Genomic DNA, 25,732 nt, shown 5'->3' on the forward strand with positions numbered 1-25,732 from the left:
GCTAGAGCGCCCAGGTGTGCACGGCCTGGTCGGCGTGCATCCCCTCGGTGTAGTCGTGCAGCATCTGGGTGAGGGCGCTGCGCCGGTCGGCGCCCTGGCGCTGCAGCTGCGCCACTCGCTCGCGCTGCCACACCGCGCCGTTGCGGCCGGTCACGCAGCGACCCTCGATCACCCCGAGGTAGCGGTCGATGGCGCGCTGGGACAACCCGTAGGCGGTGAGACCCTCGTGCGCCAGCGGCAGCAGCTTGCGCAGCACCAGCTCGCTCACGCTCATCCAGCCGGCGTCGGGCCAGTACAGCTTGGCGCCCAGCCCGTCCCTGGCGCCGGCGTGCAGGTTCTCGGTGGCGGCGTCGAAGGACATCTGCGTCCACAGCGGACGCTCGTCGTTGGCCAGCGCCCGCAGCGTGCCGTAGTAGAAGGCGGCGTCGGCCATGGTGTCCAGCACGCTGGGCCCCGCCGGCAGCACCCGGTTCTCGATCCGCAGGTGAGGCTCGCCGTTGACGGTGTCGTACACCGGGCGGTTCCACCGGTACACGGTGCCGTTGTGCATCTTCAGCTCGTGCAGCTCCGGCACCCGCCCGGCAGCGAGCTCGGCCTGCGGGTCCTGCTCGGAGCACACCGGCAGCAGCGCGGGGAAGTAGCGGGCGTTCTCCTCGAACAGGTCGAAGATGGAGGTGATCCAGCGCTCGCCGAACCACACCCGCGGGCGCACCCCCTGGATGCGCAGCTCCGGCGATCGGGTGTCGGTGGCCTGCTCGAACACCGGCACCCGGCTCTCGTGCCACAGCGCCGTCTCGGCCAGGAACGGCGAGTTCGCCGCCAGCGCCACCTGCACGCCGGACAGGCACTGGGCGGCGTTCCAGTGCGCGGCGAAGGCGTCCGGCTCCACCTGCAGGTGCAGCTGCACCGACGTGCACGCCGCCTCGGGCAGGATGGTGTCGGTGCTCACCCGCAGCCGCTCCGGCCGCGCCGCCCCGGGCATGGCCACACCCTCGATGTCCAGCTCGATGTCCTCGCCGCGGGCGGCGAAGATCTGCTCGTTCAGCAGGTCGTAGCGGGGGTTCTTGGACAGCCACTGGCTGTGGAAGTGCTCCTGGCGCAGGGTGGGCAGCATCCCCACCATCACCAGCTGGCTGCCCTGCTCGCGCGCCTTGGCGTCGGCGGCGTTCAGCGACGCCCGCAGGTCCTGCTCCAGGCTCAGCGTCTCGTCCCGTGGGAACGGGCGCGGTGCCACGTTGATCTCGATGTTGAACTGGCCCAGCTCGGTCTGGAAGTCCGGGTCGGCGATGGCGGTGAGCACCTCGGCGTTGGCCATCGCCGGCTGCATGTGCTCGTCCACCAGGTTCAGCTCGACCTCCATGCCCAGCTGCGGCTCGCCGGGCTCGAACGCACCGTCGGCGAGCATGGTGGTGAGCGCGTCCAGGCAGTCCTGCGCCTTGGCGCGGAAGCGTGCGCGGTCCCCGCGGGTGAACTTGCGGTGCGTGACGTCCTCGCCCATCTGTCCTCCCGGATCGCGGTGCCGGAGCGCAACGGTGCCATGCCGGGGTCGCCCGTCGTGCGGCAGGGTGGCAACGGAAAGATGCCCGCGGTGGCTGTGATCATCGAGTGTGACGACCCGTCGGCTCCCGTGTTCGACGACTTCCGTGAGCTCAACTCCTCCGACCGGCGTCCGGACCTGCCCTCGGGCAAGGGGCTGGTCATCGGGGAGGGCGTGCTGGTGGCCCAGCGGCTGCTGGGCTCCCGCTTCCGGCCGCGCGCCCTGCTGGGGGTGCAGCGCCGCCTGGACGAGCTGGCCGACGACCTGGCTGGAGTGGACGTGCCCTTCGTCCTCACCACCGCCGAGGTGATGGCCGAGGTGGTCGGCTTCCACCTCAACCGCGGGGTGCTGATCTCCGCCGACCGCCCGCCCGCGCTCGGGCTGGACGAGGTGCTCGCCGAGGCCCGCACCGTGGCGGTGCTCGAGGGAGTCAACGACCACGAGAACCTCGGCTCGATGTTCCGCAACGCCGCCGGCCTCGGGGTGGACGCGGTGCTCTTCGGCGACCGCTGCGCCGACCCGCTCTACCGCCGCTCCGTGCGGGTGTCCATGGGCCACGTGCTGCGGGTGCCCTTCGCCAGGGTGCCGGACTGGCCCCGGGGGCTGGACGCGCTGCGCCAGCAGGGCTTCCAGCTCATCTCGCTCACCCCGGACCCCACGGCGCTGCCGCTGTCGCAGGCCATGACGGGGGAGAAGGTGGCGGTGCTGCTCGGCGCCGAGGGCCCGGGGCTGACCGAGCACGCCATGCGGGCCACCGACGTGCGGGCGCGCATCCCGATGGCGCCGGGCACCGACTCGCTCAACGTGGCCACCGCCGCAGCGATGGCCTTCTACGAGCGGGTGCGGTGACCGTCGTCCTCCGCGTCGGCGGTGGGGTGGAGGACCCCGCCGGCGAGCTGGCACCCGGGCTGCCCGCCGACCTGGCGGAGTGGGCCGTGGTCAGCCGGGCGCTGGAGGACGCGCGCGGGGAGGCCCGCGGCATCGTGCGTCGGCGCGCCGAGCAGCTGGCCGCCCGGCACGCGGTGGGTGGTGGGCTGGAGCTGGCGGTGGTGGACGGCGACGAGGTGCGGCTGTTCCGACCGCCGGAGCCGACCCCGTGGGGCACCGGCCTCACCGTGGCCGCCTTCGTGGCGGTGGTGGCGGCAGTGGCGCTGGGCGCGATGAGCGCGGGCCTGGCCACCGTCCACCCGCTGCTCGTGGTGGCGGCCAATCTGGTGGTGGTCGGCGGCCTGCTGCCGTCGCTGTGGCTGTTCCGGACGGTGCCGGTGTGGCGCTGGGGTGTGCTGGGCGTGCTGGTCGGTGCGGGCGTCGCCTGGGTGGGGCTGGCGCTGAGCACCCTGTCCTGAGCAGTCAGGACACCGGCAGCGGGGCGGCCTCGGCGTGGGTACCGCCGTGCGACCCACCGTGGGCGGGGTCCTGGTCGTCGTGGGTGGCGGCCCAGCGGTTGGCCAGCCACCAAGTCAGCGTCACCGCCACGATCCCCACCGCTCCGCAGACCAGCCCGGTGGTCGTCCACGCCACGTTCGAGGGGTCCAGGACGAAGAAGCGCCGGCCCAGCGGCAGCGCGAAGACCAGCACCACCAGTCCGCACATCGCCCCCACCAGCACCGCCTTCCACCAGGCGAACGGCCGGGCCACCAGCACCAGCACCCACAGGCCCACGGTGATCAGCGTGATCAGCGCGGTGGTGGACTGCTGGGTGACCTGCTCGGGGGTGGCGCCCTGGCCCTGGTAGACCAGCAGGTAGGAGACGAAGGTCGCGACGCCGACGACCACGCCCGAGGGCACGGCCAGGCGCATCACCCGGCGGACGAACCCGCTGCGGGCCCGCTCGTGGTTGGGCGCCAGCGACAGCACGAACGCCGGGATGCCGATGGTGAACCAGGCGGCGATGGTGACGTGGCGGGGAATGAAGGGGTAGGGCACCTGGGCCAGTCCGACCAGCAGCGCCAGCAGCACCGAGTAGACGGTCTTGGTGAGGAACAGGTTGGAGACCCGCTCGATGTTGCCGATCACCCGCCGGCCCTCGGCGACCACGTAGGGCAAGGTGGCGAACTTGTTGTCCAGCAGCACGATCTGGGCGACCGAGCGGGCGGCGGAGCTGCCCGAGCCCATCGCCACCCCGATGTCGGCGTCCTTGAGCGCGAGCACGTCGTTGACGCCGTCGCCGGTCATCGCCACGGTGTGCCCGGAGTCCTGCAGCGCCCGCACCAGCGCCCGCTTCTGCGGCGGGTTGACCCGGCCGAAGGTGGTGGTGCGGTCGGCGAGCTCCTGCAGGGCGTGCGGGTCGTCGGTGAGCTCGCGGGCGTCCACCGGTCCGTGGGGGTCGACCAGGCCCAGCGAGGACGCCACCGCACCGACCGAGACGGCGTTGTCGCCGGAGATCACCTTCACGGTGACGTCCTGGGCGTGGAAGAACTCCAGGGTGGCGCGCGCGTCGTCGCGCACCCGCTGCTGCAGCACCACCAGGGCGCAGGGGGTGACCACGCCGGGGGCGTCGGGGGCGTCCACCCGCCGGTCGCTGCGGGCCAGCAGCAGCACGCGCAGGCCCTGGGCGCCCACCTGCTCGGCCTCGGCCGCGGCGGGGCTGTCCGGGTCGAGCAGCACGTCCGGGGCGCCGAGCAGCCAGTGGCCGTCGCTGCAGCGCTGGTCCGGGCCGAAGCTGTTGCCGCTCCACTTGCGGGCCGAGGAGAACGGGGCGAGCGCCTGCACCGTCCAGCCCGGGTCGGTGGGGAAGGCCTCACCGATGGCGGCCAGGCTCAGGTTGGGCCGCGGGTCGGCGTGGAACAGTGCCCCCAGCGCGGCTTCCACGGTGGCCCGGTCCGCGCCGCCGAGCACGCGCAGCTCGGACAGCCGCATGCCCACCTCGGTGAGCGTGCCGGTCTTGTCCGCGCACACCACGTCCACCCGGGCCAGGCCCTCGATGGCGGGCAGCTCCTGCACCAGGCACTGCCGCTGGCCCAGCCGCACCACGCCGACGGCGAAGGCGATGGAGGTCATCAGCACCAGGCCCTCGGGCACCATCGGCACCAGGGCCGCCACCATGCCCACCAGGGCGTCCGGCAGGTCCTGGTCACCGCTGAGCTGGTTGTAGATGGTCAGCGCGCCGGTGGGGACGAGCAGGTAGGTGATGAACTTGAGGATCTTGTCGATGCCGCTGCGCAGCTCGGACCTGACCAGGGTGAACTTGCTGGCCTCCTCGGCCAGGCGGGCGGCGTAGGCGTCCCGGCCGACCTTGGTGGCCTGGTAGGCGCCGGAGCCGGACACCACGAAGCTGCCGGACATCAGCTCGTCACCGGGGTTCTTGGCCACCGGGTCGGACTCGCCGGTGAGCATCGACTCGTCCACCTCGAGCGCGCCCGCCTCGACGGTGACGCCGTCCACCACGATCTGGTCGCCGGCGGAGACCTCGATGATGTCGTCCAGGACCACCTCGGTGGCGGTCAGCTCGGCGCTGGTGCCGTCGCGGCGCACCCGGGGATGGGCCGCGCCCACGATGGCCAGGCGGTCCAGGGTGCGCTTGGCGCGGATCTCCTGGACGATGCCGACGCTGCTGTTGACGATCAGCAGGAAGCCGAACAGCCCGTCCAGGAAGTGCCCGGTGGACAGGATGATGGCCAGCAGCACCGCGTAGATCGCGTTGATGCGGGTGAAGACGTTGGAGCGGACGATCTGGCCGACGGTGCGGCCACCGGTCAGCGGGACGTCGTTGGTCTGCCCGGCGCTGACCCGCTCGGCCACCTGCTCGATGCTGAGCCCCCGGGGCGGGGTGGCTCCGCGGGCCTGAGGGGGCAGCACAGGCCGCTCGGTAGACATGGTTGCAGCCTAGGTCGCCCTCGAGCGGGCATCACGCACCGGCGGTGCTAGCCGCGCTGGCTGCGGACGCCCAGCAGGACGTCCTCCCAGGACGGCACGGCCGCCTTCTGGCGGTCCTTGCGCGACGTGGCGGCCTTGCTCTGCTTGGGGCGCGGGGCGCGCTCGGCCACCGGCTCGGCCGGCGCCTGCTCCTGGGCGGGCTGCTCAGGAGCCTGCTCCACCTCGACGTCCACCTCCACCGTGACCTCGGCGGTCGGGGCGGGGGCGGGGTCGGCGACGGGCTTGACCGCCGGCTCGGCCACGGCCTCGGCGGCCTCGGAGACCGTCGGGATGGTGCGCAGCGGACGCGTGGGGTTCGGGTCGATCAGGTCCGCGGCCGGGTCGTCCAGGGCGACGATGGTGCCACCGTGCGCACCCGGCTGGAAGCGCCAGTGCGCCCGGTTGTCGGAGCGGCCGGTGGTCCAGCGCAGCTGCACCACCCAGCGGGAGTCCTCGCCGCGCCAGGCGTCCCAGGTGGCGTTGGCCAGGTCCTGACCGCGCTGCTGCATCGCGTCGGCGACGATCTCCACCAGGGTGAGCACGGCGGGGCCGTCCGGGCGCACGGGGTGGCCCTCCTGGGCGACCTCGGCGGCGCGGGAGCGCTCCAGCAGCACGGGGTAGGCGAAGCGCTCGATGCGCGAGACCGGGACGCCGGCGGCGGAGGCGACCTCCTCCAGGGTGGCGCCAGCGCGGATGCGGGTCTGGATGTCGCGGGGGCGCAGCTGGCTCTGGCGGTCGGTGTCCGCCTTGCCCTGCGGGGTCAGCTCACCGCGGGCGGCGGCCCGGAGCTTGTCGTCCACCACCAGGCTGAACTTCTCCTGGCTCTCGGTGTCCTCGCAGACCAGGGACTTTCCGTCGGCCTCTAGACCGATTACTCGAAGTGCGCGCACGTCGGCCTCCTGGAGCCTCTGCAAGGGTTAACGACACGAGTGTAATTCACCCGTGCAGAGGTCCGGGCACCCAACACGCCTCGGGCGGCGAAACCGGTTGTGCTACAGCCGGCTCAGCCGAGCTTGCCGACGACGTGGTCGATGCAGGCGGTCAGCGCCTGCACGTCATCGGGCTCGATGGCCGGGAACATGCCCACGCGCAGCTGGTTGCGGCCCAGCTTGCGGTACGGCTCGGTGTCCACAACACCGTTGGCGCGCAGCACCTTCGCCACGGCGGCTGCGTCGACGTCGTCGCTGAAGTCGATGGTGCCCACCACCAGCGAGCGGTGCGCGGGCTCGGCGACGAACGGGGTGGCGTAGGAGCTGGCCTCGGCCCAGTCGTAGAGCCGCGAGGAGGAGTCGGTGGTGCGCGAGACGCACCAGTCCAGCCCGCCGTTGCCGTTCATCCACTCCACCTGCTCGGCCAGCATCAGCAGCGTGGCCACCGCCGGGGTGTTGTAGGTCTGCTCCTTGACGCTGTTGTCCAGCGCGGTGGTGAGCGACAGCGACTCCGGCGACCAGCGGTCGGTGGCGGCGATCTCGGCCACGCGCTCCAGGGCGGCGGGGCTCATCAGGGCCAGCCACAGCCCGCCGTCGGAGGCGAAGGACTTCTGCGGGGCGAAGTAGTAGACGTCGGTGTCGCGGACGTCCACCGGCAGCCCACCGGCACCGGAGGTGGCGTCGATGGCCACCAGCGCACCCTCGGAGCCCGCGGGGCGCTGCACCGGGGTCATCACGCCGGTGGAGGTCTCGTTGTGCGCCCAGCCGATGACGTCGCAGGAGGGGTCGGCGACGGGCTCGGCGGCGGTGCCCGGCTCCGCGTTGACCACCACCGGGTCGCCCAGGAACGGCGCACCCTTGACCACGCCGGCGAACTTGCCGCTGAACTCGCCGTTGACCAGGTTCAGCGTGCGCTCCCGGACCAGGCCGAAGGCCATCGCGTCCCAGAAGGCCGTGGTGCCACCGTTGCCCAGCACCACCTCGTAGCCCTCGGGCAGGGAGAACAGCTCGCGCAGACCGCCGCGGACCCGCTTCACCACGTCCTTGACCGGCTTCTGACGGTGGCTGGTGCCCATCACCGTCCTGCCGGCGGCGACGAGGGCGTCCAGCTGCTCCGGGCGGACCTTGGAGGGACCGCAGCCGAAGCGGCCGTCGGACGGGAGCAGGTCAGCGGGGATGGTGATGGCCGGTGTCGTCATGTGGTCATTCTCGCAGGCTCCCCGAGGGGTGCCCCGCACCGGGCGGGCAGTGCGGCGCCCGCCCGGTGTCGGGTGCTCACGCGTGCGAGATCTCGTTCCAGCCCTCGACGTCCTCGGGACGGCGCGGCGCGGGACCGGCGTAGTAGGCGGCCGGGCGGACCAGCTTGCCCAGGCGCTTCTGCTCCATGATGTGCGCGGCCCAGCCGGCGGTGCGCCCGGCGGTGAACATCGCCGGCATCATGTGCGCGGGTACCTCGGCGAAGTCCAGGATCACGGCGGCCCAGAACTCCACGTTGGTCTCGATGGGACGGTCCGGACGGCGCTCGCGCAGCTCGGTGAGCGCAGCCTGCTCCAGTGCGGCGGCGGCCTCGTAGCGCGGGGCGTCGAGCTCCTTGGCGGTGCGCCGCAGCACGCGGGCGCGGGGGTCCTCGGCCCGGTAGACCCGGTGGCCGAAGCCCATCAGCTTCTCCTTGCGGTCCAGGATCCCCTTGACCAGACCGACGGGGTCACCGGTGCGCTCGGTCTCGGCGACCATGGGCAGCACGCGGGCGGGGGCGCCGCCGTGCAGCGGGCCGCTCATCGCGCCGATGGCGCCGGACATGGCCGCGGCCACGTCGGCACCGGTGGAGGCGATCACCCGGGCGGTGAAGGTGGAGGCGTTCATGCCGTGCTCGGCAGCCGATACCCAGTAGGCGTCGATGGCCTTGACGTGCTTGGGGTCCGGGTCGCCGCGCCAGCGCGTCATGAAGCGCTCGGTGACGGTGGAGCACTCGTCGATGACCTTCTGCGGCACGGCCGGCTGGTAGATCCCGCGGGCGGACTGGGCGACGTAGGACAGCGCCATGACCGAGGCCCGGGCGAGGTCGTCGCGCGCGGTGGCCTCGTCGATGTCCAGCAGCGGTGCGTAGCCCCAGATGGGGGCGAGCATGGCCAGCGCGGCCTGCACGTCCACCCGGACGTCACCGGTGTGGATGGGCAGCGGGAACGGCTCCGCCGGCGGCAGGCCGGGGCCGAAGCGGCCGTCGACCAGCAGGGCCCACACGTTGCCGAAGGTGACCTTGCCCGCGAGGTCCTCGATGTCCACCCCGCGGTAGCGCAGCGCGCCGCCGTCCTTGTCTGGCTCGGCGATCTGGGTGGTGAAGGCGACGACGCCCTCCAGACCCTCGGAGAAGCCCTCCGGTAGCCCTGAATCTGCCATGTCCGCTGAAGCCTCCTGGTCGTCGCACTGCAATATCTGTCACCACGCGCGTGTCGCGGCGTGGCTCACCCTGCCCTGGTACGAGGTAAGTGTGCAACGTCGGGATCCTGGCACCGTCGGCGCGGTCGGTCCGGCGTACCGTCTGCGCCGTGGAACCGGGTGAGGGGCTCGACGTCGTCCCGGACCTGGCGAGCATGCGGATTGCATACGACACGGAGACGATGCAGGTGCCCGAGCTGGACGAGAAGACCATCGCCGACACCTGGTACGAGCAGCTCGGCCGCTGGTTGGGCGAGGCTGCTGACGCCGGCGTGGTGGAGCCCAACGCGATGGTGCTGGCCACCACCGACTCCGAGGGCCGCCCGTCCAGCCGCACCGTGCTGTGCAAGGGCCTGGACGAGCGCGGCGTGGTCTTCTACACCAACCGCACGTCGGCCAAGGCCCACCAGCTGGGCGAGATGCCCTACGCCAGCGCCACCTTCCCGATGTTCGCGCTGCAGCGGCAGGTGCACGTGCGGGGGATCACCGAGCACGTCTCCGAGGAGGAGACCGCCGCCTACTGGGCCACCCGGCCCCGCGGCTCGCAGCTGGGGGCCTGGGCCTCGGTGCAGTCGGCCGTCGCCGGGTCGCGGCAGGTGCTGGAGGACGCGCTCGCGGAGGTGACGCGGCGCTACGCCGACCACGAGCAGGTCCCGGTGCCCCCGCACTGGGGCGGCATCCGCATCGTCGCCGACCACGTGGAGTTCTGGCAGGGCCAGCGCGACCGGCTGCACGACCGGCTGCAGTTCCGCTTCACCCCCACCACCCGGGAGTGGCTGCTCGAACGTCTGCAGCCTTGAGCGGGCCCCGCCGGGCAGCGGCGGGCGGCCAGCTCCTGCGGGAGGTGCGGTAGTGCTCGGCCTGCGCGGCGCGCTGGCCGACACCACCCCGCTGCGCACGCCTGCCTACCGCCGGCTCTGGGTCAGCGGGGTGGTCACCGTGGTCGGCGCCCAGCTGACCGTGGTGGCGGTGCCGCTGCAGGTCTTCCAGCTCACCGGCTCCTCGGCCTACGTCGGGCTGATCGGCCTCTTCGCGCTGGTGCCGCTGGTGGTGTTCGGGCTGTGGGGCGGGGCGCTGGCCGACGTGCTCGACCGGCGCACCCTGCTGCTGGTCAGCTCCGCCGGCATCGGCCTCACCTCGCTCGGCTTCTGGCTGCAGGCGCTGCTGGGCGTGGACAACGTCTGGCTGGTGCTGGGTCTGCTCGCGGTGCAGCAGGCGTTCTTCGCGATCAACTCGCCCACCCGCAGCGCGCTCATCCCGCGGCTGCTGCCCCCCGAACAGCTGCCTGCGGCGAACGCGCTGAACATGACGGTGTTCCAGCTCGGCTCCATCGCAGGCCCGGTGCTGGCCGGGGTGGCGCTGCCGTTCGTCAGCCTGGCCACGCTGTACCTGGTGGACTCGGTGTTCCTGCTGGCCACGCTGTGGGCGGTGTGGCGCCTGCCGCGCATCCCCCCGACCGGCACCGCGCGCCGGGCCGGGCTGCGGGAGGTGCTCGAGGGCTTCCGCTACCTGGCCGGGCACAAGGTGCTGCTGGCCTCGTTCGTGGTCGACATCATCGCCATGGTCTTCGGCATGCCACGGGCGCTGTTCCCGCAGATGGCCCAGGAGAGCTTCGGCGACCCCACCGACGGCGGCCCCGCGCTGGGCCTGCTGTTCGCCGGCATCTCCCTCGGCGCGGTGCTGGGCGGGGTGTTCTCCGGCTGGCTGCCACGGGTGCAGCGCCAGGGTGTGGCGGTGGTGGTGTCCATCATGGTGTGGGGCCTGGCGATGACCGGCTTCGGCCTCGTCGCCGCCCTCGGTCCGGGCTGGCTGGTGCTGGCGGTGGGCTTCCTGGCGCTGGGCGGCGCGGCCGACATGGTCTCGGCGGTCTACCGCTCCACCATGCTGCAGCAGGCGGCCACCGACGAGGTGCGTGGACGGCTGCAGGGGGTGTTCACCGTGGTGGTGGCCGGCGGGCCGCGGCTGGGCGACGCCGCGCACGGCGCGGCGGCGGTGGCGGTGGGCACGACCGCCGCGGCGGCCGGGGGCGGTCTGCTGGTGGTGGTCTGCACCGTGGTCGCGGTGCTCGCGCTGCCTGCCTTCGTCCGCTACCGCGTGGAGGTCCACCACGTGCGCACCCCCGCCCGCAGCGGGCTGCCCGAGCCGGCACCGGCACCGGCACAGCCTCCCCCGCCGAGTGGGCTCCCGCTGCCATGAGGCGGGTACAGGCGCTAGGTTGAGTCCGTCGCTGAAGAGCCCTGTGCTCATGCCGTTCGTCGCTGCGCCCACGAGGCGCCGGGGTCGGGGTGGGACGACTGAGTCGGAGAGGTAGCCCTCTGTGCCCGAGAACGAGACGGTCTCCATCAACGAGACGACAGCCGAGAGCTCGGCCGAGGAGAAGGTCGACACTGCCACGCTGACCTTCCCCGGTGGCGAGCACGAGATGAAGATCGCCCGGGCGACGGAGGGCAACGACGGCTTCGTCCTCGGCAAGCTGCTCGCCGACACCAGCTACACCACCTACGACTCCGGCTTCGTCAACACCGCCTCGTGCTCCTCGGCGATCACCTACATCGACGGTGCGGCCGGGATCCTGCGCTACCGCGGGTACCCCATCGAGCAGCTGGCGGAGAAGTCCACCTTCGCCGAGGTGAGCCACCTGCTCATCCACGGTGAGCTGCCCAGCGAGACCCAGCTGACCGCCTTCACCCACAAGATCCAGCGGCACACCCTGCTGCACGAGGACCTCAAGCGGTTCTTCGAGGGCTTCCCCCGGGACGCCCACCCCATGCCCGTGCTCTCCAGCGCCGTGTCCGCGCTGAGCACCTTCTACCAGGACTCCCTGGACCCCTTCGACCAGGACCAGGTGGAGCTGTCCACCGTCCGGCTGCTGGCCAAGCTGCCCACCATCGCCGCCTACGCGTACAAGAAGTCGGTGGGCCAGCCCTTCCTGTACCCGGACAACTCGCTGAGCCTCACGGAGAACTTCCTGCGGATGACCTTCGGGTTCCCGGCCGAGCCGTACGACATCGACCCGGACCTGGTCAAGACGCTGGACATGCTGCTGATCCTGCACGCCGACCACGAGCAGAACTGCTCGACGTCGACGGTGCGCATGGTCGGCTCGTCCAACGCCAACCTGTTCGCCTCGGTCTCCGCAGGCATCAACGCCCTGTTCGGGCCGCTGCACGGCGGGGCCAACGCCGCGGTGCTGGACATGCTCGAGGGCATCAAGCGCGAGGGTGGCGACGTCGGCGACTTCGTGCGCCGGGTGAAGGACAAGGAGCCCGGCGTCAAGCTGATGGGCTTCGGCCACCGGGTGTACAAGAACTACGACCCGCGCGCGGCCATCGTCAGCAAGGCGGCCGAGGAGGTGCTGCGCAAGCTCGGCGGCGACGACCAGCTGCTCGACATCGCCAAGGCGCTGGAGGAGAAGGCGCTCACCGACGACTACTTCGTGGAGCGCAAGCTCTACCCCAACGTCGACTTCTACACCGGACTGATCTACCGGGCGATGGGCTTCCCCACCCGCATGTTCACGGTGCTGTTCGCGTTGGGCCGGCTGCCCGGCTGGATTGCGCACTGGCGGGAGATGATCGGCGACCCGGACACCAAGATCGGGCGTCCGCGCCAGATCTACACTGGCTACACCGAGCGCGACTACGTACCGCTCGCCGAGCGCCGGTAGCGCCAACCACTTCGCCCAGACTGAGGAGCACCACGGTGACCAAGCCAGAGATCGAGTTCCCCGGTGGGGAAGCGCCCAGCGAGCTGCAGATCACCGACCTCGTCGTCGGTGACGGCCCGGAGGCGGCGCCGGGCAGCAAGGTCGAGGTCCACTACCTCGGCGTGGAGTTCGACTCCGGCGAGGAGTTCGACTCGTCCTGGAACCGGGGGGAGTCGCTGAGTTTCCCGCTGCAGGGCCTCATCGAGGGCTGGCAGAAGGGCATCCCCGGCATGAAGGTCGGTGGACGCCGCCAGCTGGTCATCCCCCCGCAGCTGGCCTACGGCCCGGCCGGCGGCGGGCACCGCCTCTCCGGCAAGACGCTGATCTTCGTCATCGACCTGCTGGGCGTCGGCTAGACCCCGAGCGTCACGTCGTGCACGAGCGCGGGGCCGGTCACTGACCGGCCCCGCGCTCGCGTGCCTTCTCGTGCGGCCGCGCTAGGCGGTGTGGGCGCGCGCTGAGGCGCCGAGCACGGTGAGGGGGAGCCGCAGCGCGCCCGGTGCGTCCGCGGGCACCACGGGGCGGGCCGGGGGCACCGGGTCGCAGCGCCGGTAGGCCGCGCCCAGCTCGGGGCGGACGTCGGCGGTGCCCTTGTTCGGCCACAGCGCGAAGGCCCGCTCGGCCTGTGCGGTGATGGTCAGCGAGGGGTTGACGCCCAGGTTGGCGCTCACCGTGGAGCCGTCGGACACGTGCAGGCCGGGGTGGCCGAACACCCGGTGGTAGGCGTCGACCACGCCACCCTCGGGGGAGTCGGCGATGGCGCAGCCGCCCAGGAAGTGCGCCGTCATCGGGATGTTGAACACGTCGCCGATGGAGCCGCCGGCGTGGCCGTTGATCTTGTCCGCGGCCCGGCGCACGGCCTCGTGGCCCTGCGGGATCCAGCGCGGCGGCGGCTCGCCGGGGCCGGGGCGGCTGGTGAGCTTGCGCCGGCCGAACAGGCCGCGCTTGGTGGTCAGCTCGATGGAGTTGTCCCCGGTCTGCATCACCAGCGCGATCACCGTGCGCTCCGACCAGTGGTAGACGGACAGGTTGCGCACGAACGCGATGGGGTGGCGCACCGCAACGCCGAGGGTCTTCAGCGGCCGCGGAACCCGGCCGCCGCCGTCGGCCAGCACGGTCTGCAGCAGCCCGATGGCGTTGGAGCCCTTGCCGTAGCGCACCGGCTCGATGTGGGTGCGCTCGTCCGGGTGGAACGACGAGGTGATGGCGATGCCGCGGCTGTAGTCGACGGCGCGGGTGCGGGCGGTGGCGGCGAGCACCGCCTCGGAGTTGGTGCGCACCGTGGAGCCCAGTCGCGGGGAGATGCTGGGCAGGTTGCCCTCGGCCTGCATGGAGCCCAGCAGCCGCTGCGTGCCGTACGTGCCGGCCGCCACCACCACCTGCCCGGCGGTGATGGTGCGCTGGTGCCGGCGACGCACGGTGCCGGTGCGCTGCACAGCCACCTCGTAGCCGCCGTCGGTGCGCGGGCGCAGCGAGGTCACGGTGCTGAGCGGGTGCACCGTGGCGCCGGCCTGCTCGGCCAGGTACAGGTAGTTCTTCACCAGGGTGTTCTTGGAGCCGTAGCGGCAGCCGGTCATGCAGCCACCGCACTCGGTGCAGCTGGTCCGCTCCGGGCCGGCGCCGCCGAAGAACGGGTCGGGGACCGTGGTGCCGCCCGGGGTGTTCTCCTCGGTGCCGAAGAAGACGCCCACCGGCGTGGTGGTGAAGGTGTGGCCCACACCCATCTCCTCGGCCACCTCGCGCATCACCGCGTCGGCGGGGGTGGACAGCGGGTTGGGGCGCACGCCGAGCATCCGCCGGGCCTGCTCGTAGTAGGGGTTGAGCTCGTCCTGCCAGTCGGTGATGTGCGCCCACTGCGGGTCCTGGAAGAACGCCGGGGGCGGCTGGTAGAGGGTGTTGGCGTAGTTCAGCGAGCCGCCGCCCACGCCGGCGCCGGCCATCACCAGCACGTCGGGCAGCAGGTGGATGCGCTGCAGGCCGAAGCAGCGCAGCTGCGGCGCCCACAGGTAGCGGCGCAAGTTCCAGCTGGTCTTCGGCAGCTCGTCGTCGGCGAAGCGACGGCCCGCCTCGAGCACGCCGACCCGGTAGCCCTTCTCGGTGAGCCGGAGCGCGGCCACCGAGCCACCGAAGCCTGATCCGATCACCAGTACGTCGTAGTCGGGCTCGGCGGCGCTGGTCTGTCCCTGAAGTTGCTGTGCGGTACCCACCGCAGCAGCCTAACAACTAGAAACAGACTGGACTGAATGTATCTGCGGTGACCCTGTGCGAACGCCTCTGTGCGGGCAGTTCTCCCGTCGACAACCTGTGGTGACCGTGGCTACCGTCGAGGTTTCCCGGCAGCAGGAGGCCGCGCAGTGGTCGCATACCAGTACCGGTGCGCCGAGCACGGCGTGTGCGAGGTCCAGCGGCCGATGGGCAGCGCCCCCGCCCAGTGGCCGTGCCCGGAGTGCGGGGGCGACACCGCTCGCGTCTTCGCCGCCCCGCACCTGGGCCTGGCCGACCGGGGCCGCCTCGCCGCCATCGACGCCACCCGGCGCTCGGCCGACGAGCCGGCGGTGGTCACGTCCGTGCCCGGCAGCGGCGCCCGCCGGCGCACGCCGACAGCCCCCGACAACCCCGTCCTGCGGAGGCTGCCAAAACCCTGACCTGCGCCGGCCCTGACTGCGCCGACCCTGATCACCCGAGGGAGCACCCCATGCCCGAGCTCGTCTTCCCGCTGGACAGCAGCAAGCCGTTCACCGACCAGCAGATCGTCGGTCACAACCGCTGGCACCCGGACATCCCGGCCGCGGTGCAGGTGAAGCCCGGCGACACGTTCCGGGTGCACTGCCGGGAGTGGTTCGACGGGGCGATCGGCAACAACGACTCCGCCGACGACGTCCGGGACTGCCCGCTGTCCCAGGTGCACCGGCTCAGCGGCCCGTTCGCGGTGGAGGGTGCGGCACCCGGTGACCTGCTGGTGGTGGACATCGTGGACCTCGGGCCGATCCCGCAGGAGGACTCCGGGCCGCTGGCCGGGCAGGGGTGGGGCTACACCGGCATCTTCGCCAGGGACAACGGCGGCGGGTTCCTCACCGATCAGTTCCCGGACGCCTACAAGACGGTGTGGGACTTCCAGGGCCAGCGGACCACCTCGCGGCACGTGCCGGAGGTGTCCTTCACCGGCATCACCCACCCGGGGCTGATGGGCACCGCACCCTCGCACGAGCTGCTCAACCGGTGGAACACCCGCGAGGGAGCCCTCATCGCCACCGACCCGGACCGGGTCCCCGCCCTGGCGCTGCCCCCGCTGGCCACCGACGCCATCCTCGGCTCGCTCTCCGGGGCCGACTTCGACCGGGTGGCCGCGGAGGGGGCGCGCACCGCGCCGCCGCGGGAGAACGGCGGCAACCAGGACATCAAGAACTTCAGCCGGGGAACGCGGGTGTTCTACCCGGTGTTCGTGGACGGGGCGCACCTGTCGGTGGGCGACCTGCACTTCTCCCAGGGCGACGGCGAGATCACTTTCTGCGGGGCCATCGAGATGGGCGGGTTCATCGACCTGCACGTGGACCTGATCAAGGGCGGCATGGACACCTACGGGGTGCACGAGAACGCGATCTTCCTGCCGGGCAACGTGGAGCCGCAGTTCAGCGAGTGGCTGGCGTTCTCCGGCACGTCGGTGACCCTGGAGGGGGAGCAGCGCTACCTCGACTCGCACCTGTCCTACCAGCGGGCGTGCCTGCACGCGATCGACTACCTGACGAAGTTCGGCTACACCCCGGAGCAGGGCTACATGATCCTCGGCGCCGCGCCGATCGAGGGCCGGCTGTCCGGGGTGGTGGACATCCCCAACTCCTGCTCCACGGTGTACCTGCCCACGGCGCTGTTCGACTTCGACGTGCGCCCGTCGGTGGGTGGCCCGCACCAGGTGACCCAGGGGACGCCGGTGCCGCGGTCGAGCTTCTAGGGGCGTCTGCAAGTACGCCCATGCTGGCCCGCGGTGGTACTGCAAGTACCACCAAGCGGGCTCAGCCGACGATCACCACGTCCAGGGTGCGCGGGCCGTGCACGCCCTCCACCCGCTGCAGCTCGATGTCACTGGTGGCGCTGGGCCCGCTGATGAAGGTGAGCGGACGGGTGGGGTCCAGCTGCGCCAGCGCCTCCGGCACGCTCGCCACCACCTGCTCGGCCCGCACCACGCACACGTGGTGGTCGGGCACCAGGGTGAGCGCGCGCCGTCCCTGCGCCGCTCCGGCGTCCAGCACCAGCGTGCCGGTGACGGCGATGGCCACCGCGCACCCGGTGACCACGGCGTCCACCTCGTCGAGCTGCTGCGGGGACAGCCCGGTGTCGCGCACCACGCCCGGGCACACCTGCGCCCACTCCGCGGGAAGGTCCGGCGGCACCACCACCGCGCGGTGCCCGGCCAGCAGCCTCGCCAGCGTGGCGGGCACCTGCTCGGCCAGGTCCACCCGGTGCACCTGGGCGCGGTAGTCGTCCACCCGCGCAGCCAGCAGCGCCACCGCCTCTGGGCTGCCGGGCGGCTGGTCGCCGCGGTGGTGGTAGTCGCGGGGCACCGGCGGCGGCACCGGCCGGTCGGCCAGGGCGGTGCGAATGCGGGCCAGCACCTCCTCGCGGGGGGTCACCGCTGCGCCCACCACTGCCGGAAGGTCTGCTCGGGCGGCGCGGGCAGGTCGCGGGCGCCGGTCCACAGCGAGCCGGGCCAGGGCAGCGAGCTGATGGTGTGCGAGCGCCCGCCGAGCACCCGGCCCAGGCCCAGCGCCTTCTCCGCGGCGGCAAAGCGCCCCGGCGCCCCCATCGCCCAGCCCGCCGCGCGCATGGCCACGTCCTGGCCGCTGGGCAGCCCGCCCCGCTCGGCGTCCACCTGCTCGGCCCGCAGGTGCACCAGCAGCTCGGGGATGTTGATGCGCACCGGGCAGGCGTCGAAGCAGGCCCCGCACAGCGACGAGGCGTAGGGCAGCGACGCGTTCGGGTCGTCGTGGCCGGTGGTGCCGGTCAGCTGAGGGCTGAGCACCGCGCCGATCGGGCCCGGGTACACCGAGCCGTAGGCGTGCCCACCGGTCCGCTCGTACACCGGGCAGACGTTGAGGCAGGCCGAGCAGCGGATGCAGTGCAGCGCGCTGCGGCCCACCTCGTCCGCCAGCACCCGGGTGCGCCCGTTGTCCAGCAGCACCAGGTGGAACTCCTGCGGTCCGTCGCCGGGGTGCACCCCGGTCCACATCGAGGTGTACGGGTTCATCCGCTCGCCGGTGGAGGAGCGGGGCAGCAGCTGCAGGAACACCTCCAGGTCCTGCCAGGTGGGCACCAGCTTCTCGATGCCCAGCACCGTGATCAGCGTCTGCGGCAGCGTCAGGCACATCCGGCCGTTGCCCTCCGACTCCACCACCGACAGGGTGCCCGTGTCGGCCACGGCGAAGTTGGCCCCGCTGACGGCCACCCGGGCGGAGAGGAACCGGCGGCGCAGGTGCGCCCGGGCCGCCATGGCGAGCTGGTGGGGGTCGTCGGTGATGTCCGGGTCCACGTCCGGCATCGCGCGCAGGAAGATCTCCCGGACCTCCGCCCGGTTGCGGTGGATGGCCGGCACCAGGATGTGGCTGGGCCGGTCGTCGCCCAGCTGCACGATCAGCTCGGCCAGGTCGGTCTCCCACGGGGAGATGCCTGCCTCTTCCAGCGCCTCGTTCAAGGCGATCTCCTGGGTGGCCATGGACTTGACCTTGACCACCTCGTCGCTGCCGGTGGCCCGCACCAGGTCGACCACGATGCGGTTGGCCTCCGCGGCGTCGCGGGCCCAGTGCACCACCCCGCCGGGGGCGCTCACCTGCTGCTCCAGCTCCTCGAGCAGCTCGGGCAGCCGGGCCAGCACGTCGGCCTTCAGCGCGCTGCCGGCCAGGCGCAGCTGCTCCCAGTCGTCCACCTCGGCCACCACGCCCGCGCGCTTGGCCCGGATGGTGGCGGTCGCCGCGCCCAGGTTGCGCCGCAGCTGGGTGTCCTGCAGGGCGTGGCGCGCTGCGTCGGGGAAGCTCTCCGTGCCCCGCAGGTGGCCCGCCCCGGCCGGTGGAGGGGCGGTCGGGGTGCCCAGGAACGTGCTCATCGGCCCGTCTCCGTGGACGCCAGGATCTCGGCCAGGTGGACCGTGCGCACGCCGGCCTGGAGGCGGCTCAACCCGCCGCCGATGTGCATCAGGCAGGAGGAGTCGCCGGCGGTGCAGACCTCGGCGCCGGTGCTGAGCACGGTGGCCATCTTGTCGGCGAGCATCGCGGTGGAGGTGGCGGCGTTCTTCAGCGCGAACGTGCCGCCGAAGCCGCAGCAGACGTCGGCCTGGGGCAGCTCCACCAGGTCGATGCCGCCGACCGCGCGCAGCAGCTGCAGCGGCTTGTCGCCCACCCGCAGCAGCCGCAGCGAGTGGCAGGTGGGGTGGTAGGTGACGCGGTGCGGGTAGTGCGCGCCCACGTCGGTCACCCCGAGGACGTCCACCAGCAGCTCGGAGAGCTCGTAGGTGCGGGCGGCCACGGCGGTGGCGCGCTCGGCGAGGGCGTCGTCGCCGGTGCGGCGCGCGATCATGGCGTGCTGGTGGCGCACCGAGCCGACGCAGGATCCGGACGGGGCGACCACCACGTCGCAGTCGGCGAACACCTGCACGTGGTGGCGCACCAGCGGCAGCGCCTCGGTGAGGTAGCCGGTGTTGGCGTGCATCTGGCCGCAGCAGGTCTGCTCCGGCGGGAAGACCACCTGGTGGCCCAGCCGCTCGAGCAGCAGCACCGTGGCCTTGGCTGCCTCGGGAAAGAGGGCGTCGGCCAGGCAGGTGGCGAACAACGCGATGCGCACGGATCGAGCGTACGACGGTGCTCGCCACCTGGCCTGGCGCGCGACCCGCTGGTGGCGGGTGCGGGTCAGGCGGGGGCGCGGATCAGGCGGTGGGCAGCGGGACGTCCCAGGTCTGCGCCGCGATGGTGCCGCCGCCCGAGGTGGTGGCCGCGGACCGCTTCACCTGCAGGGTGAGGCTGGGGCTGTCCTTCTGCACGACGACGAAGGGCAGCCAACCGGCACCGGCCTTGCCGGTCTTGACGTCCTTCATCAGCGGGTAGCCCGCCGCTGTCATCGCCTCGACCACCGCGGTGGACGAGCCGGCGGCGTTCTCCTGGCCGTTGGCGGTGAGCAGCCGCAGCGAACCGGTCTGCCAGCCCCCGTAGTACTTGTCGCCCGCGGTGGCGGAGACCTTCACCAGGATGATCTCGCGGTCCTTGATGGCCGGCAGCGAGGCGGGCACGGGGAAGCCGCGGACGTACTCCTCGATGACCACCTTGTCGCCCATCTCGGGGTCGTCGATGGTCTTGTTCACCGGGACCGACTTGCCGGCCGCGCCACCGGCCGCGGGAGCGGCCGAGCTGCTGGCGGCCGCGGTGGTGCTGGTGGGCGAGGCCGACGCAGAGCTGGTGGCGGCGCTCGAGCTGGGCGCTGCGCTCGTGGTGGTCGTGGGGGCGGGGGCGGCCTCGGACTCGGAGGAGTCGCCGCCGCACGCGGTGAGCGTGAGGGCCGCGACACAACCAGTGGCGACGAGGGTGGCGAACCGGACGCGGGTGGCTTTGGAGTTCATGGCTGCTCTCTTGTTGACGCACAACGGATTTGTTGGATTGTTGCACGTCAGCGTGGCAGGTGCACCGGTTCTCCGCCCGTGTCGCAGCAGGTCAGGAGCGCAGCGCCTCGCGCAGGCTGACCCGGCTGCCGCTGCGCAGCACCGACCGCTCGTAGATGCGGGCGGCGAGCAGCGACAGCGCCACGGTGACGGCGAGCATCAGCAGGGCGGAGCCGATGACCTGTCCGGGGCTGCTGACCCCCGCGGCGATGCGCATCGGCATCAGCATCGCCGAGAACGGTGGGATCCAGGACATCACCGCGGCCAGGGTGCCGTCCGGCTCGCCCAGGGTGACCTGCGCCAGCACGTACATCGCGATGATGACGGAGGTGATGGGGGTGACGACGGAGTTGACGTCCTCCTGCCGCGACACCAGCGAGCCGGCCGCGGCGTAGAGCACCGCGAAGAGGGTGTAGCCCAGGATGAACCAGACCAGCACCGAGGCGAAGACCGCGACCGCCGTGCCGGTGACGGTGACCAGGTCGGTGGCCACCCCGGCGACCAGGGCGACCGCCCCGATGCCCACCAGCTGGGTGAGCCCGATCGCGCCGATGCCGATGACCTTGCCCCACAGCAGGTGCAGCGGCTTGATGGTGGCCAGCAGCACCTCCACCACCCGGCTGGACTTCTCCTCCACCACGCCCATGGCCACGTACAGGCCGAACATCAGCAGCAGGAAGAACATGGACAGCACCGCCAGGTAGGCGAGGGCGGTGCGTTGGGCGCTGGCCGGGTCGGGCGGGTTCAGGGCCTCCACCGTGGGCCCGGCCTGCTGGACGGCCTGGGCGAGCACCGCCGGGTCCACGTCGTTGGCCCGCAGCACGGTGTCCACCGCCTGCTGGCGCACGGTGGCGCTGATGGCCGCCTGCAGCTCGGGGGAGAGCTCCTTGTCCACCACCGCCACGTAGCCACCGCTGTCGCTGGGCAGCACCGCCGCCTCCAGGTCGCCGTCGCGCACCTGGGCGCGGGCCTGCTCGGCGTCCGGCAGCACCGAGGTCTGCAGATCCTCACCCAGGCTGGTGCCGGCCTGCTGCAGCGGTGCGGCCAGCTGCTCCGCCGTGCCGACCAGGCCCACCTTGGTGGCGTCGGAGCTTCCGCCCACCAGCGAGGCCACCACGATGCCGACGACCAGCAGCACCAGCATGACGGCGTTGCTGATCAGGAACGCCTTGGAGCTGGCCCGGCTGGTGTACTCGCGGCGGGCCACCAGGCCCACGGTGCGCAAGGTGGAGCTCATGCGGCGACCGCCTCTCGGAACAGCTCGGCCAACGGTTGCTGGCGGCGGGAGAACTCGTGCACCGGTCCGGTGCGCAGGGCCGCGGCGAGCACGGCCTGGTCGTCGGCGCCGGCGTCCAGGGTGAGCACGGTCCGGTCGTCGTGCTGGTCGGCCGCGCTCACCCCGGGCAGTGCGTCGGCCCAGCCGCGTGGCGCCTGGGGGGCGTGCACCACCAGCTGCGTGCTGCCACCGGCGCGCAGCTCGTCCACGGTGCCGCAGGCCTGCATCCGGCCACGCGCCACGATGCCCACCCGGTCGCACAGCCGCTCCACCAGCTCCAGCTGGTGGCTGGAGAACACCACCGGCACGCCCTGCTCCGCCTTCTCCGCCAGCACCGTGCTCATCACGTCCACCGCCACCGGGTCCAGGCCGGAGAACGGCTCGTCCAGCACCAGCAGCTCGGGGTCGTGCACCAGCGCCGCCGCCAGCTGCACCCGCTGCTGGTTGCCCAGGCTGAGGGAGTCGACCGTGTCCTGCAGGCGCCCGTCGATGCCCAGCCGGGTCGTCCACCGGGTGACCGCGTCGGCGGCGTCGGCGGCGGACAACCCGTGCAGCTGGGCCAGGTAGGACAGCTGCGCGCCCACCTTCATCTTGGGGTAGAGCCCGCGCTCCTCGGGCATGTACCCGATGCGCCGACGCAGGGCCAGGTCGATGGGCCGCCCGCCCAGGCGCACCTGCCCGGCGTCGGCCGAGAGCACCCCCAGCGCGATGCGCATGGTGGTGGTCTTGCCGGCCCCGTTGCTGCCCACGAAGCCGAACAGCTCCCCGGGCCGGACGTCGAAGGTCATGTCCTGCAGCGCAACCGTGGTGCCGAAGCGCTTGTGCAAGCCCTCGATCTGCAGCTGGCTCATGAGCTCTCCCGGGGGACGGCAGGGTACGAACCGGACAAACTATAGGCGCTCCACCTAGAAGCGGACCAGCATCTTGCCCGTGTTGGCCCCGCGCATCAGGTCGAGGAACGCCTGCGGAGCCGCCTGCACGCCACCGTCGACGACGGTCTCCTCGGAGACCAGCGAGCCGTCCCGGACCCAGGGGGCGACCTCGTCCAGGAACGCCTCGCGCAGGTCGTTGTGGTCGCTGACGATGAAGCCCCGGATGCTGAGCCGCTTGGCCACCAGGTGCCAGGGGGTGCGCACCGCCGGCTCCGGGTTCGGGTCGTTGTACTGCGAGATCAGCCCGCAGACGGCGACCCGGCCGAAGGTGTTGAGCGACTCGATGGCGGCGTCGAGGTGCTCCCCGCCGACGTTGTCGAAGTAGACGTCGATGCCCTCGGGCGCGGCCTGGCGGAGCTGGTCCAGGACGGGTCCGTCCTTGTAGCAGAAGGCGGCGTCGTAGCCGAGGTCCTCGGTGAGGTGGCGAACCTTCTCGGGCGTGCCCGCCGACCCGATCACCCGGGCGGCGCCGCGACGCTTGGCGATCTGGCCCACCAGCGAGCCGACCGCACCGGCCGCGCCGGAGACGAACACCACGTCACCCTCCTGCATCGCGGCGATGCGGGTGAGGCCGACGTAGGCAGTCAGGCCGGGCATGCCCAGGGCGCCGAGGTAGCTGCTGGCGGGGGCGGCGTCGGTGTCCACCGGCTGTACCCGCTTGGCCGGCAGCACCACCTGCTCGCGCCAGCCGAAGCTGTGCAGCACGGTGGTGCCGACCGGGACGGCGTCGGCGGTGCTGGCCACCACCTCACCGATCGCCCCGCCGTCGAGGGGCTCGCCGAGCTGGAAGGGCGGCACGTAGGAGGGACGGTCGTCCATCCGGCCGCGCATGTAGGGGTCCACGCTCATCAGGGTGTTGCGGACCAGGACCTGGTCGGGCGCCAGCTCGGGCAGCTCGACCTCGGCGAGGGTGAAGTTCTCTGCCGTCGGCCACCCGGTGGGGCGGGACGCGAGGCGGATCTCTCGGGACACAACTGGGTTAGCCATGCGAACTATTGTCGGCCGTCGCCGAGAAGCCCGCACGGCGGGGCGCCGCGGGGAGGGTCAGCGGTCGGCGGCGGTGACGTCCAGCTCTCGGCCGTCCAGCTCTCGGCCGTCCAGCTCTCGGCCGTCCAGCTCTGCGTCCACCAGGTCCTCCTCGGCCAGGTCGGCCAGCTGGGAGACGGGCAGGGCCTGCGGGCGAATGATCTCCCGGGCGGGCAACGGGTAGCCGAAGAGCCAGCCCTGTGCCATCTCGCAGCCCAGCGAGCGCAGCTGTGCCTCCTGCATGGTGGTTTCCACGCCCTCGGCGACGGTGTTCATGCCCAGGGCGCGGGACATCTTCTCGATGGCGCCGACGATGCTGGACTCGGGCAGCTGCTCGTTGAGCGCGCGGACGAAGGCCCCGTCGATCTTCACCACCGAGATGGGGAAGCGCTGCAGGTAGCCCAGCGCGGAGTAGCCGGTGCCGAAGTCGTCCACGCAGAGCACGACGCCCAGGTCCTGCAGCGCCTGCAGGGTGCGCAGCGCGGTGTCGGTGTCGTCCACCAGCGCGGTCTCGGTGAGCTCCAGCCACAGCGCGGTGCCGGGCAGCCCGGTGTCCGACAGCGCGGACTCCACCGTGTGCACCAGGTCGTAGTCGCGCAGCTGGCGGGCGGAGACGTTCACGGCCATGTGCAGGGTGGTGTGGCCCTGCTCCCACCAGGTGGCCAGCTGCTCGCACGCGGTGCGCAGCACCCAGGCGCCGATGGACACGATGATGTTGGAGGCCTCGGCGATGGGGATGAAGTGGTCGGGCCGGCGCAGCTCGCCGTCGTGGTACCAGCGCAGCAGTGCCTCGTAGCCCACCACGCTGCGGTCGGTGAGGCTGATGATGGGCTGGTAGAACACCTCGAACTCCTTGCGACCCAGGGCGTCGCGCAGAGCGGTGGAGGTCTCGATCTGCATCCGGGCGCGGGCGCGCAGGCTGTCGTCGAAGAAGGCGTAGCCGCCGCGGCCCCTGGCCTTGGCGTGGTACATCGCGGCGTCGGCCTCGCGGATGAGCCCCTCGATGTCGGCGGAGGCCGCCGTGGGGGAGGCGCGGGCGATGCCGATGCTGGCCGAGACGTAGACCCGGCCCACGCTGAGCACGAACGGCTCGCTGAGCACGGCCAGGATCCGGTCGGCCAGCCCCTCCGCACCGGCCCGCTCCAGTGGCGCGGTCACCACGAACTCGTCGCCGCCGTAGCGCGCCACCACGTCCTCGGGGCGCACCACCTTGAGCAGCCGCTCGGCCGCGGCCACCAGCAGCTCGTCGCCGACGCTGTGGCCGTAGCTGTCGTTGACGAACTTGAAGCCGTCGAGGTCCATGAACAGCAGGCTCAGCCGGCCGATGCCGGTGTTGGCCTCCAGCTGTCGGGTGACCCGCGAGTGCAGCAGCACCCGGTTGGGCAGCCCGGTGAGGTCGTCGTGGGTGGACTTGTGCCGCGCGGCCTGCTCGCTGGTGGCGTGCCGGCGCACCGCTCGCTCGCTGCGCGCCAGCACGCCCAGCAGCAGCGTGCCGAACAGCACGGCCCGCACCACCTGGTCGAGGGTGTGGTGGGCGGGCACGGCCGCCAGCGCCACCGACGCCAGCACCAGGGCCATGACCAGGCCAGGCACCCGGCGTCGGCCGCGGTAGGCGAAGCCGGGCTGGGGCAGCGAGATCCGCTTCATCGACGGGTGCAGGGCACCGGCCCCGAGTGCGCCGAAGGCGATGAGGAACGGGGCGTCCAGCACCGCGTCGGGCAGGTGGAGGAAGCCGGCCGTGGTGACCGCGTAGCCGAGGTCGCCGACGAAGATGGCGAGCAGCGAGGTGCCCAGCAGCCCGAAGGTGCGGTCGCCGGGAGCGGTGGTGAAGGTGAGGTGCACCAGCAGGGCCAGCAGCACCGAGTCGAGGATGGGGTAGAGCGCCACCACCGCGGTGGTCACGTTGATGATGCTGCCGTGGTCGGTGACCGGGGCGATGAGCAGCACCCACGAGGCGAGGGTGGCGCCCAGCCCCACGAGCACCGTGTCCAGCACGGTGTCGCTGCTGGCGTGCACGTTGCGGGCTCGCAGGAAGATGGTGAGGGCCGCGGCCACCGCCACGTAGCCGCCGATGGTGAAGGCGGCGGCGAGCAGCTCGGGCACCGCGTTGGTGCTGCGCTCGGCGGTGCGCAGGCCTCCGCCGATCATGAACAGCAGGCTGGCCAGCAGCACGCACTTCCAGGCAGCACGCTTGCGCGGCTTGTGCCGGCGCACCCCGATGCCGATGGCGATGGCCGACCCCGCCGCGGCCGAGCCGAAGCAGACGGCCGCGACGGCGTCGCCGGGGAACAACAGGTAGATCACGCAGGTGGCCACGGCGAAGCCAAAGAACGACCACGCGTCACGCGTCTGCACCTGGACCGGATGGGCCAGGGACTCTGCCGCCGTGCTCACGTCCG

22 protein-coding genes are annotated in these 25,732 nt (G+C 72.3%); 8 read left to right on the forward strand and 14 right to left on the reverse strand.

Annotation, left to right across the window (positions count from 1 at the left end; all coding sequences use genetic code 11):
• Window position 1 precedes the first annotated feature (1 nt).
• Window positions 2-1,498 carry a glutamate-cysteine ligase family protein gene (locus AC3YO9_RS13895; protein WP_489983577.1) on the reverse strand — a complete coding sequence of 499 codons (1,497 nt, stop codon included), beginning with the start codon at window positions 1,496-1,498 and terminating at the stop codon, window positions 2-4.
• 81 nt (window positions 1,499-1,579) lie between these two features.
• On the opposite strand from AC3YO9_RS13895, the gene AC3YO9_RS13900 reads away from it, so the two are divergent.
• The gene (locus AC3YO9_RS13900) at window positions 1,580-2,386 is read left to right on the forward strand and encodes a TrmH family RNA methyltransferase (protein WP_489983578.1); all 807 of its coding nucleotides are present in this window, start codon (window positions 1,580-1,582) and stop codon (window positions 2,384-2,386) included.
• Window positions 2,383-2,883: a DUF2537 domain-containing protein gene (locus AC3YO9_RS13905; protein ID WP_489983579.1), complete on the forward strand. Its 501-nt coding sequence runs from the start codon at window positions 2,383-2,385 to the stop codon at window positions 2,881-2,883. The genes AC3YO9_RS13900 and AC3YO9_RS13905 overlap by 4 nt, the downstream gene beginning before the upstream one ends.
• A gap of 4 nt (window positions 2,884-2,887) precedes the next feature.
• Here AC3YO9_RS13905 and AC3YO9_RS13910 read toward each other — a convergent pair whose 3' ends face one another.
• From AC3YO9_RS13910 to AC3YO9_RS13925, 4 genes are all read right to left on the reverse strand, one after another.
• The gene (locus AC3YO9_RS13910) at window positions 2,888-5,353 is read right to left on the reverse strand and encodes an HAD-IC family P-type ATPase (protein WP_489983580.1); all 2,466 of its coding nucleotides are present in this window, start codon (window positions 5,351-5,353) and stop codon (window positions 2,888-2,890) included.
• Between the two features lie 47 nt (window positions 5,354-5,400).
• Window positions 5,401-6,282, reverse strand: coding sequence for a septation protein SepH (gene sepH / locus AC3YO9_RS13915; protein WP_489984061.1), 882 nt, complete (start codon window positions 6,280-6,282; stop codon window positions 5,401-5,403).
• A 113-nt stretch (window positions 6,283-6,395) separates the two neighbouring features.
• Window positions 6,396-7,520, reverse strand: coding sequence for a phosphoserine transaminase (gene serC / locus AC3YO9_RS13920; protein WP_489983581.1), 1,125 nt, complete (start codon window positions 7,518-7,520; stop codon window positions 6,396-6,398).
• A gap of 76 nt (window positions 7,521-7,596) precedes the next feature.
• Window positions 7,597-8,718, reverse strand: a complete 1,122-nt coding sequence (locus AC3YO9_RS13925; protein ID WP_127782021.1) for a citrate synthase 2 — start codon at window positions 8,716-8,718, stop codon at window positions 7,597-7,599.
• Between the two features lie 194 nt (window positions 8,719-8,912).
• On the opposite strand from AC3YO9_RS13925, the gene pdxH reads away from it, so the two are divergent.
• From pdxH to AC3YO9_RS13945, 4 genes are all read left to right on the forward strand, one after another.
• The gene (gene pdxH / locus AC3YO9_RS13930; protein ID WP_489984062.1) at window positions 8,913-9,557 is read left to right on the forward strand and encodes a pyridoxamine 5'-phosphate oxidase; all 645 of its coding nucleotides are present in this window, start codon (window positions 8,913-8,915) and stop codon (window positions 9,555-9,557) included.
• A gap of 52 nt (window positions 9,558-9,609) precedes the next feature.
• Complete coding sequence (locus tag AC3YO9_RS13935) at window positions 9,610-10,953, forward strand: MFS transporter (protein ID WP_127782022.1); 1,344 nt, start codon at window positions 9,610-9,612, stop codon at window positions 10,951-10,953.
• Between the two features lie 145 nt (window positions 10,954-11,098).
• On the forward strand, window positions 11,099-12,424 hold the full coding sequence (locus tag AC3YO9_RS13940; RefSeq protein WP_489984063.1) for a citrate synthase: 1,326 nt from the start codon (window positions 11,099-11,101) through the stop codon (window positions 12,422-12,424).
• 35 nt (window positions 12,425-12,459) lie between these two features.
• Complete coding sequence (locus tag AC3YO9_RS13945; RefSeq protein ID WP_127782023.1) at window positions 12,460-12,819, forward strand: FKBP-type peptidyl-prolyl cis-trans isomerase; 360 nt, start codon at window positions 12,460-12,462, stop codon at window positions 12,817-12,819.
• An 81-nt stretch (window positions 12,820-12,900) separates the two neighbouring features.
• On the opposite strand, the gene AC3YO9_RS13950 is transcribed toward AC3YO9_RS13945, so the two are convergent.
• Window positions 12,901-14,670: an FAD-dependent oxidoreductase gene (locus tag AC3YO9_RS13950; RefSeq protein ID WP_489983582.1), complete on the reverse strand. Its 1,770-nt coding sequence runs from the start codon at window positions 14,668-14,670 to the stop codon at window positions 12,901-12,903.
• Between the two features lie 147 nt (window positions 14,671-14,817).
• Here AC3YO9_RS13950 and AC3YO9_RS13955 point away from each other — a divergent pair, with 147 nt between their 5' ends.
• Both AC3YO9_RS13955 and fmdA read left to right on the forward strand, forming a co-directional pair.
• Entirely contained in the window at window positions 14,818-15,108 is a 291-nt protein-coding gene (locus AC3YO9_RS13955) for an FmdB family zinc ribbon protein (protein ID WP_489983583.1), read from the forward strand.
• Between the two features lie 50 nt (window positions 15,109-15,158).
• A complete protein-coding gene (gene fmdA, locus AC3YO9_RS13960) occupies window positions 15,159-16,412 on the forward strand; it encodes a formamidase (RefSeq protein ID WP_489983584.1) in 1,254 nt (417 codons plus the stop codon).
• A gap of 61 nt (window positions 16,413-16,473) precedes the next feature.
• Here the strand turns inward: fmdA and AC3YO9_RS13965 are convergent, their stop codons facing one another.
• The 8 genes from AC3YO9_RS13965 to AC3YO9_RS14000 form a co-directional block, all read right to left on the reverse strand.
• A complete protein-coding gene (locus AC3YO9_RS13965; RefSeq protein ID WP_489983585.1) occupies window positions 16,474-17,091 on the reverse strand; it encodes a LutC/YkgG family protein in 618 nt (205 codons plus the stop codon).
• Complete coding sequence (locus AC3YO9_RS13970) at window positions 17,088-18,557, reverse strand: lactate utilization protein B (RefSeq protein ID WP_489983586.1); 1,470 nt, start codon at window positions 18,555-18,557, stop codon at window positions 17,088-17,090. Before AC3YO9_RS13970 ends, AC3YO9_RS13965 begins: the two co-directional genes overlap by 4 nt.
• Complete coding sequence (locus tag AC3YO9_RS13975) at window positions 18,554-19,291, reverse strand: (Fe-S)-binding protein (RefSeq protein ID WP_489983587.1); 738 nt, start codon at window positions 19,289-19,291, stop codon at window positions 18,554-18,556. The genes AC3YO9_RS13970 and AC3YO9_RS13975 overlap by 4 nt, the downstream gene beginning before the upstream one ends.
• 82 nt (window positions 19,292-19,373) lie before the next feature.
• Window positions 19,374-20,060 carry a hypothetical protein gene (locus AC3YO9_RS13980; protein ID WP_489983588.1) on the reverse strand — a complete coding sequence of 229 codons (687 nt, stop codon included), beginning with the start codon at window positions 20,058-20,060 and terminating at the stop codon, window positions 19,374-19,376.
• Between the two features lie 91 nt (window positions 20,061-20,151).
• Complete coding sequence (locus AC3YO9_RS13985; RefSeq protein WP_489983589.1) at window positions 20,152-21,336, reverse strand: ABC transporter permease; 1,185 nt, start codon at window positions 21,334-21,336, stop codon at window positions 20,152-20,154.
• Window positions 21,333-22,226, reverse strand: coding sequence for an ABC transporter ATP-binding protein (locus AC3YO9_RS13990; protein WP_489983590.1), 894 nt, complete (start codon window positions 22,224-22,226; stop codon window positions 21,333-21,335). Before AC3YO9_RS13990 ends, AC3YO9_RS13985 begins: the two co-directional genes overlap by 4 nt.
• Window positions 22,227-22,280: 54 nt before the next feature.
• Window positions 22,281-23,294: an NADP-dependent oxidoreductase gene (locus tag AC3YO9_RS13995; protein ID WP_489983591.1), complete on the reverse strand. Its 1,014-nt coding sequence runs from the start codon at window positions 23,292-23,294 to the stop codon at window positions 22,281-22,283.
• 57 nt (window positions 23,295-23,351) lie between these two features.
• Window positions 23,352-25,727, reverse strand: a complete 2,376-nt coding sequence (locus AC3YO9_RS14000) for a putative bifunctional diguanylate cyclase/phosphodiesterase (RefSeq protein WP_489983592.1) — start codon at window positions 25,725-25,727, stop codon at window positions 23,352-23,354.
• Window positions 25,728-25,732 lie beyond the last annotated feature (5 nt).

The organism is Rhodococcus sp. Z6_132 (assembly GCF_058133635.1).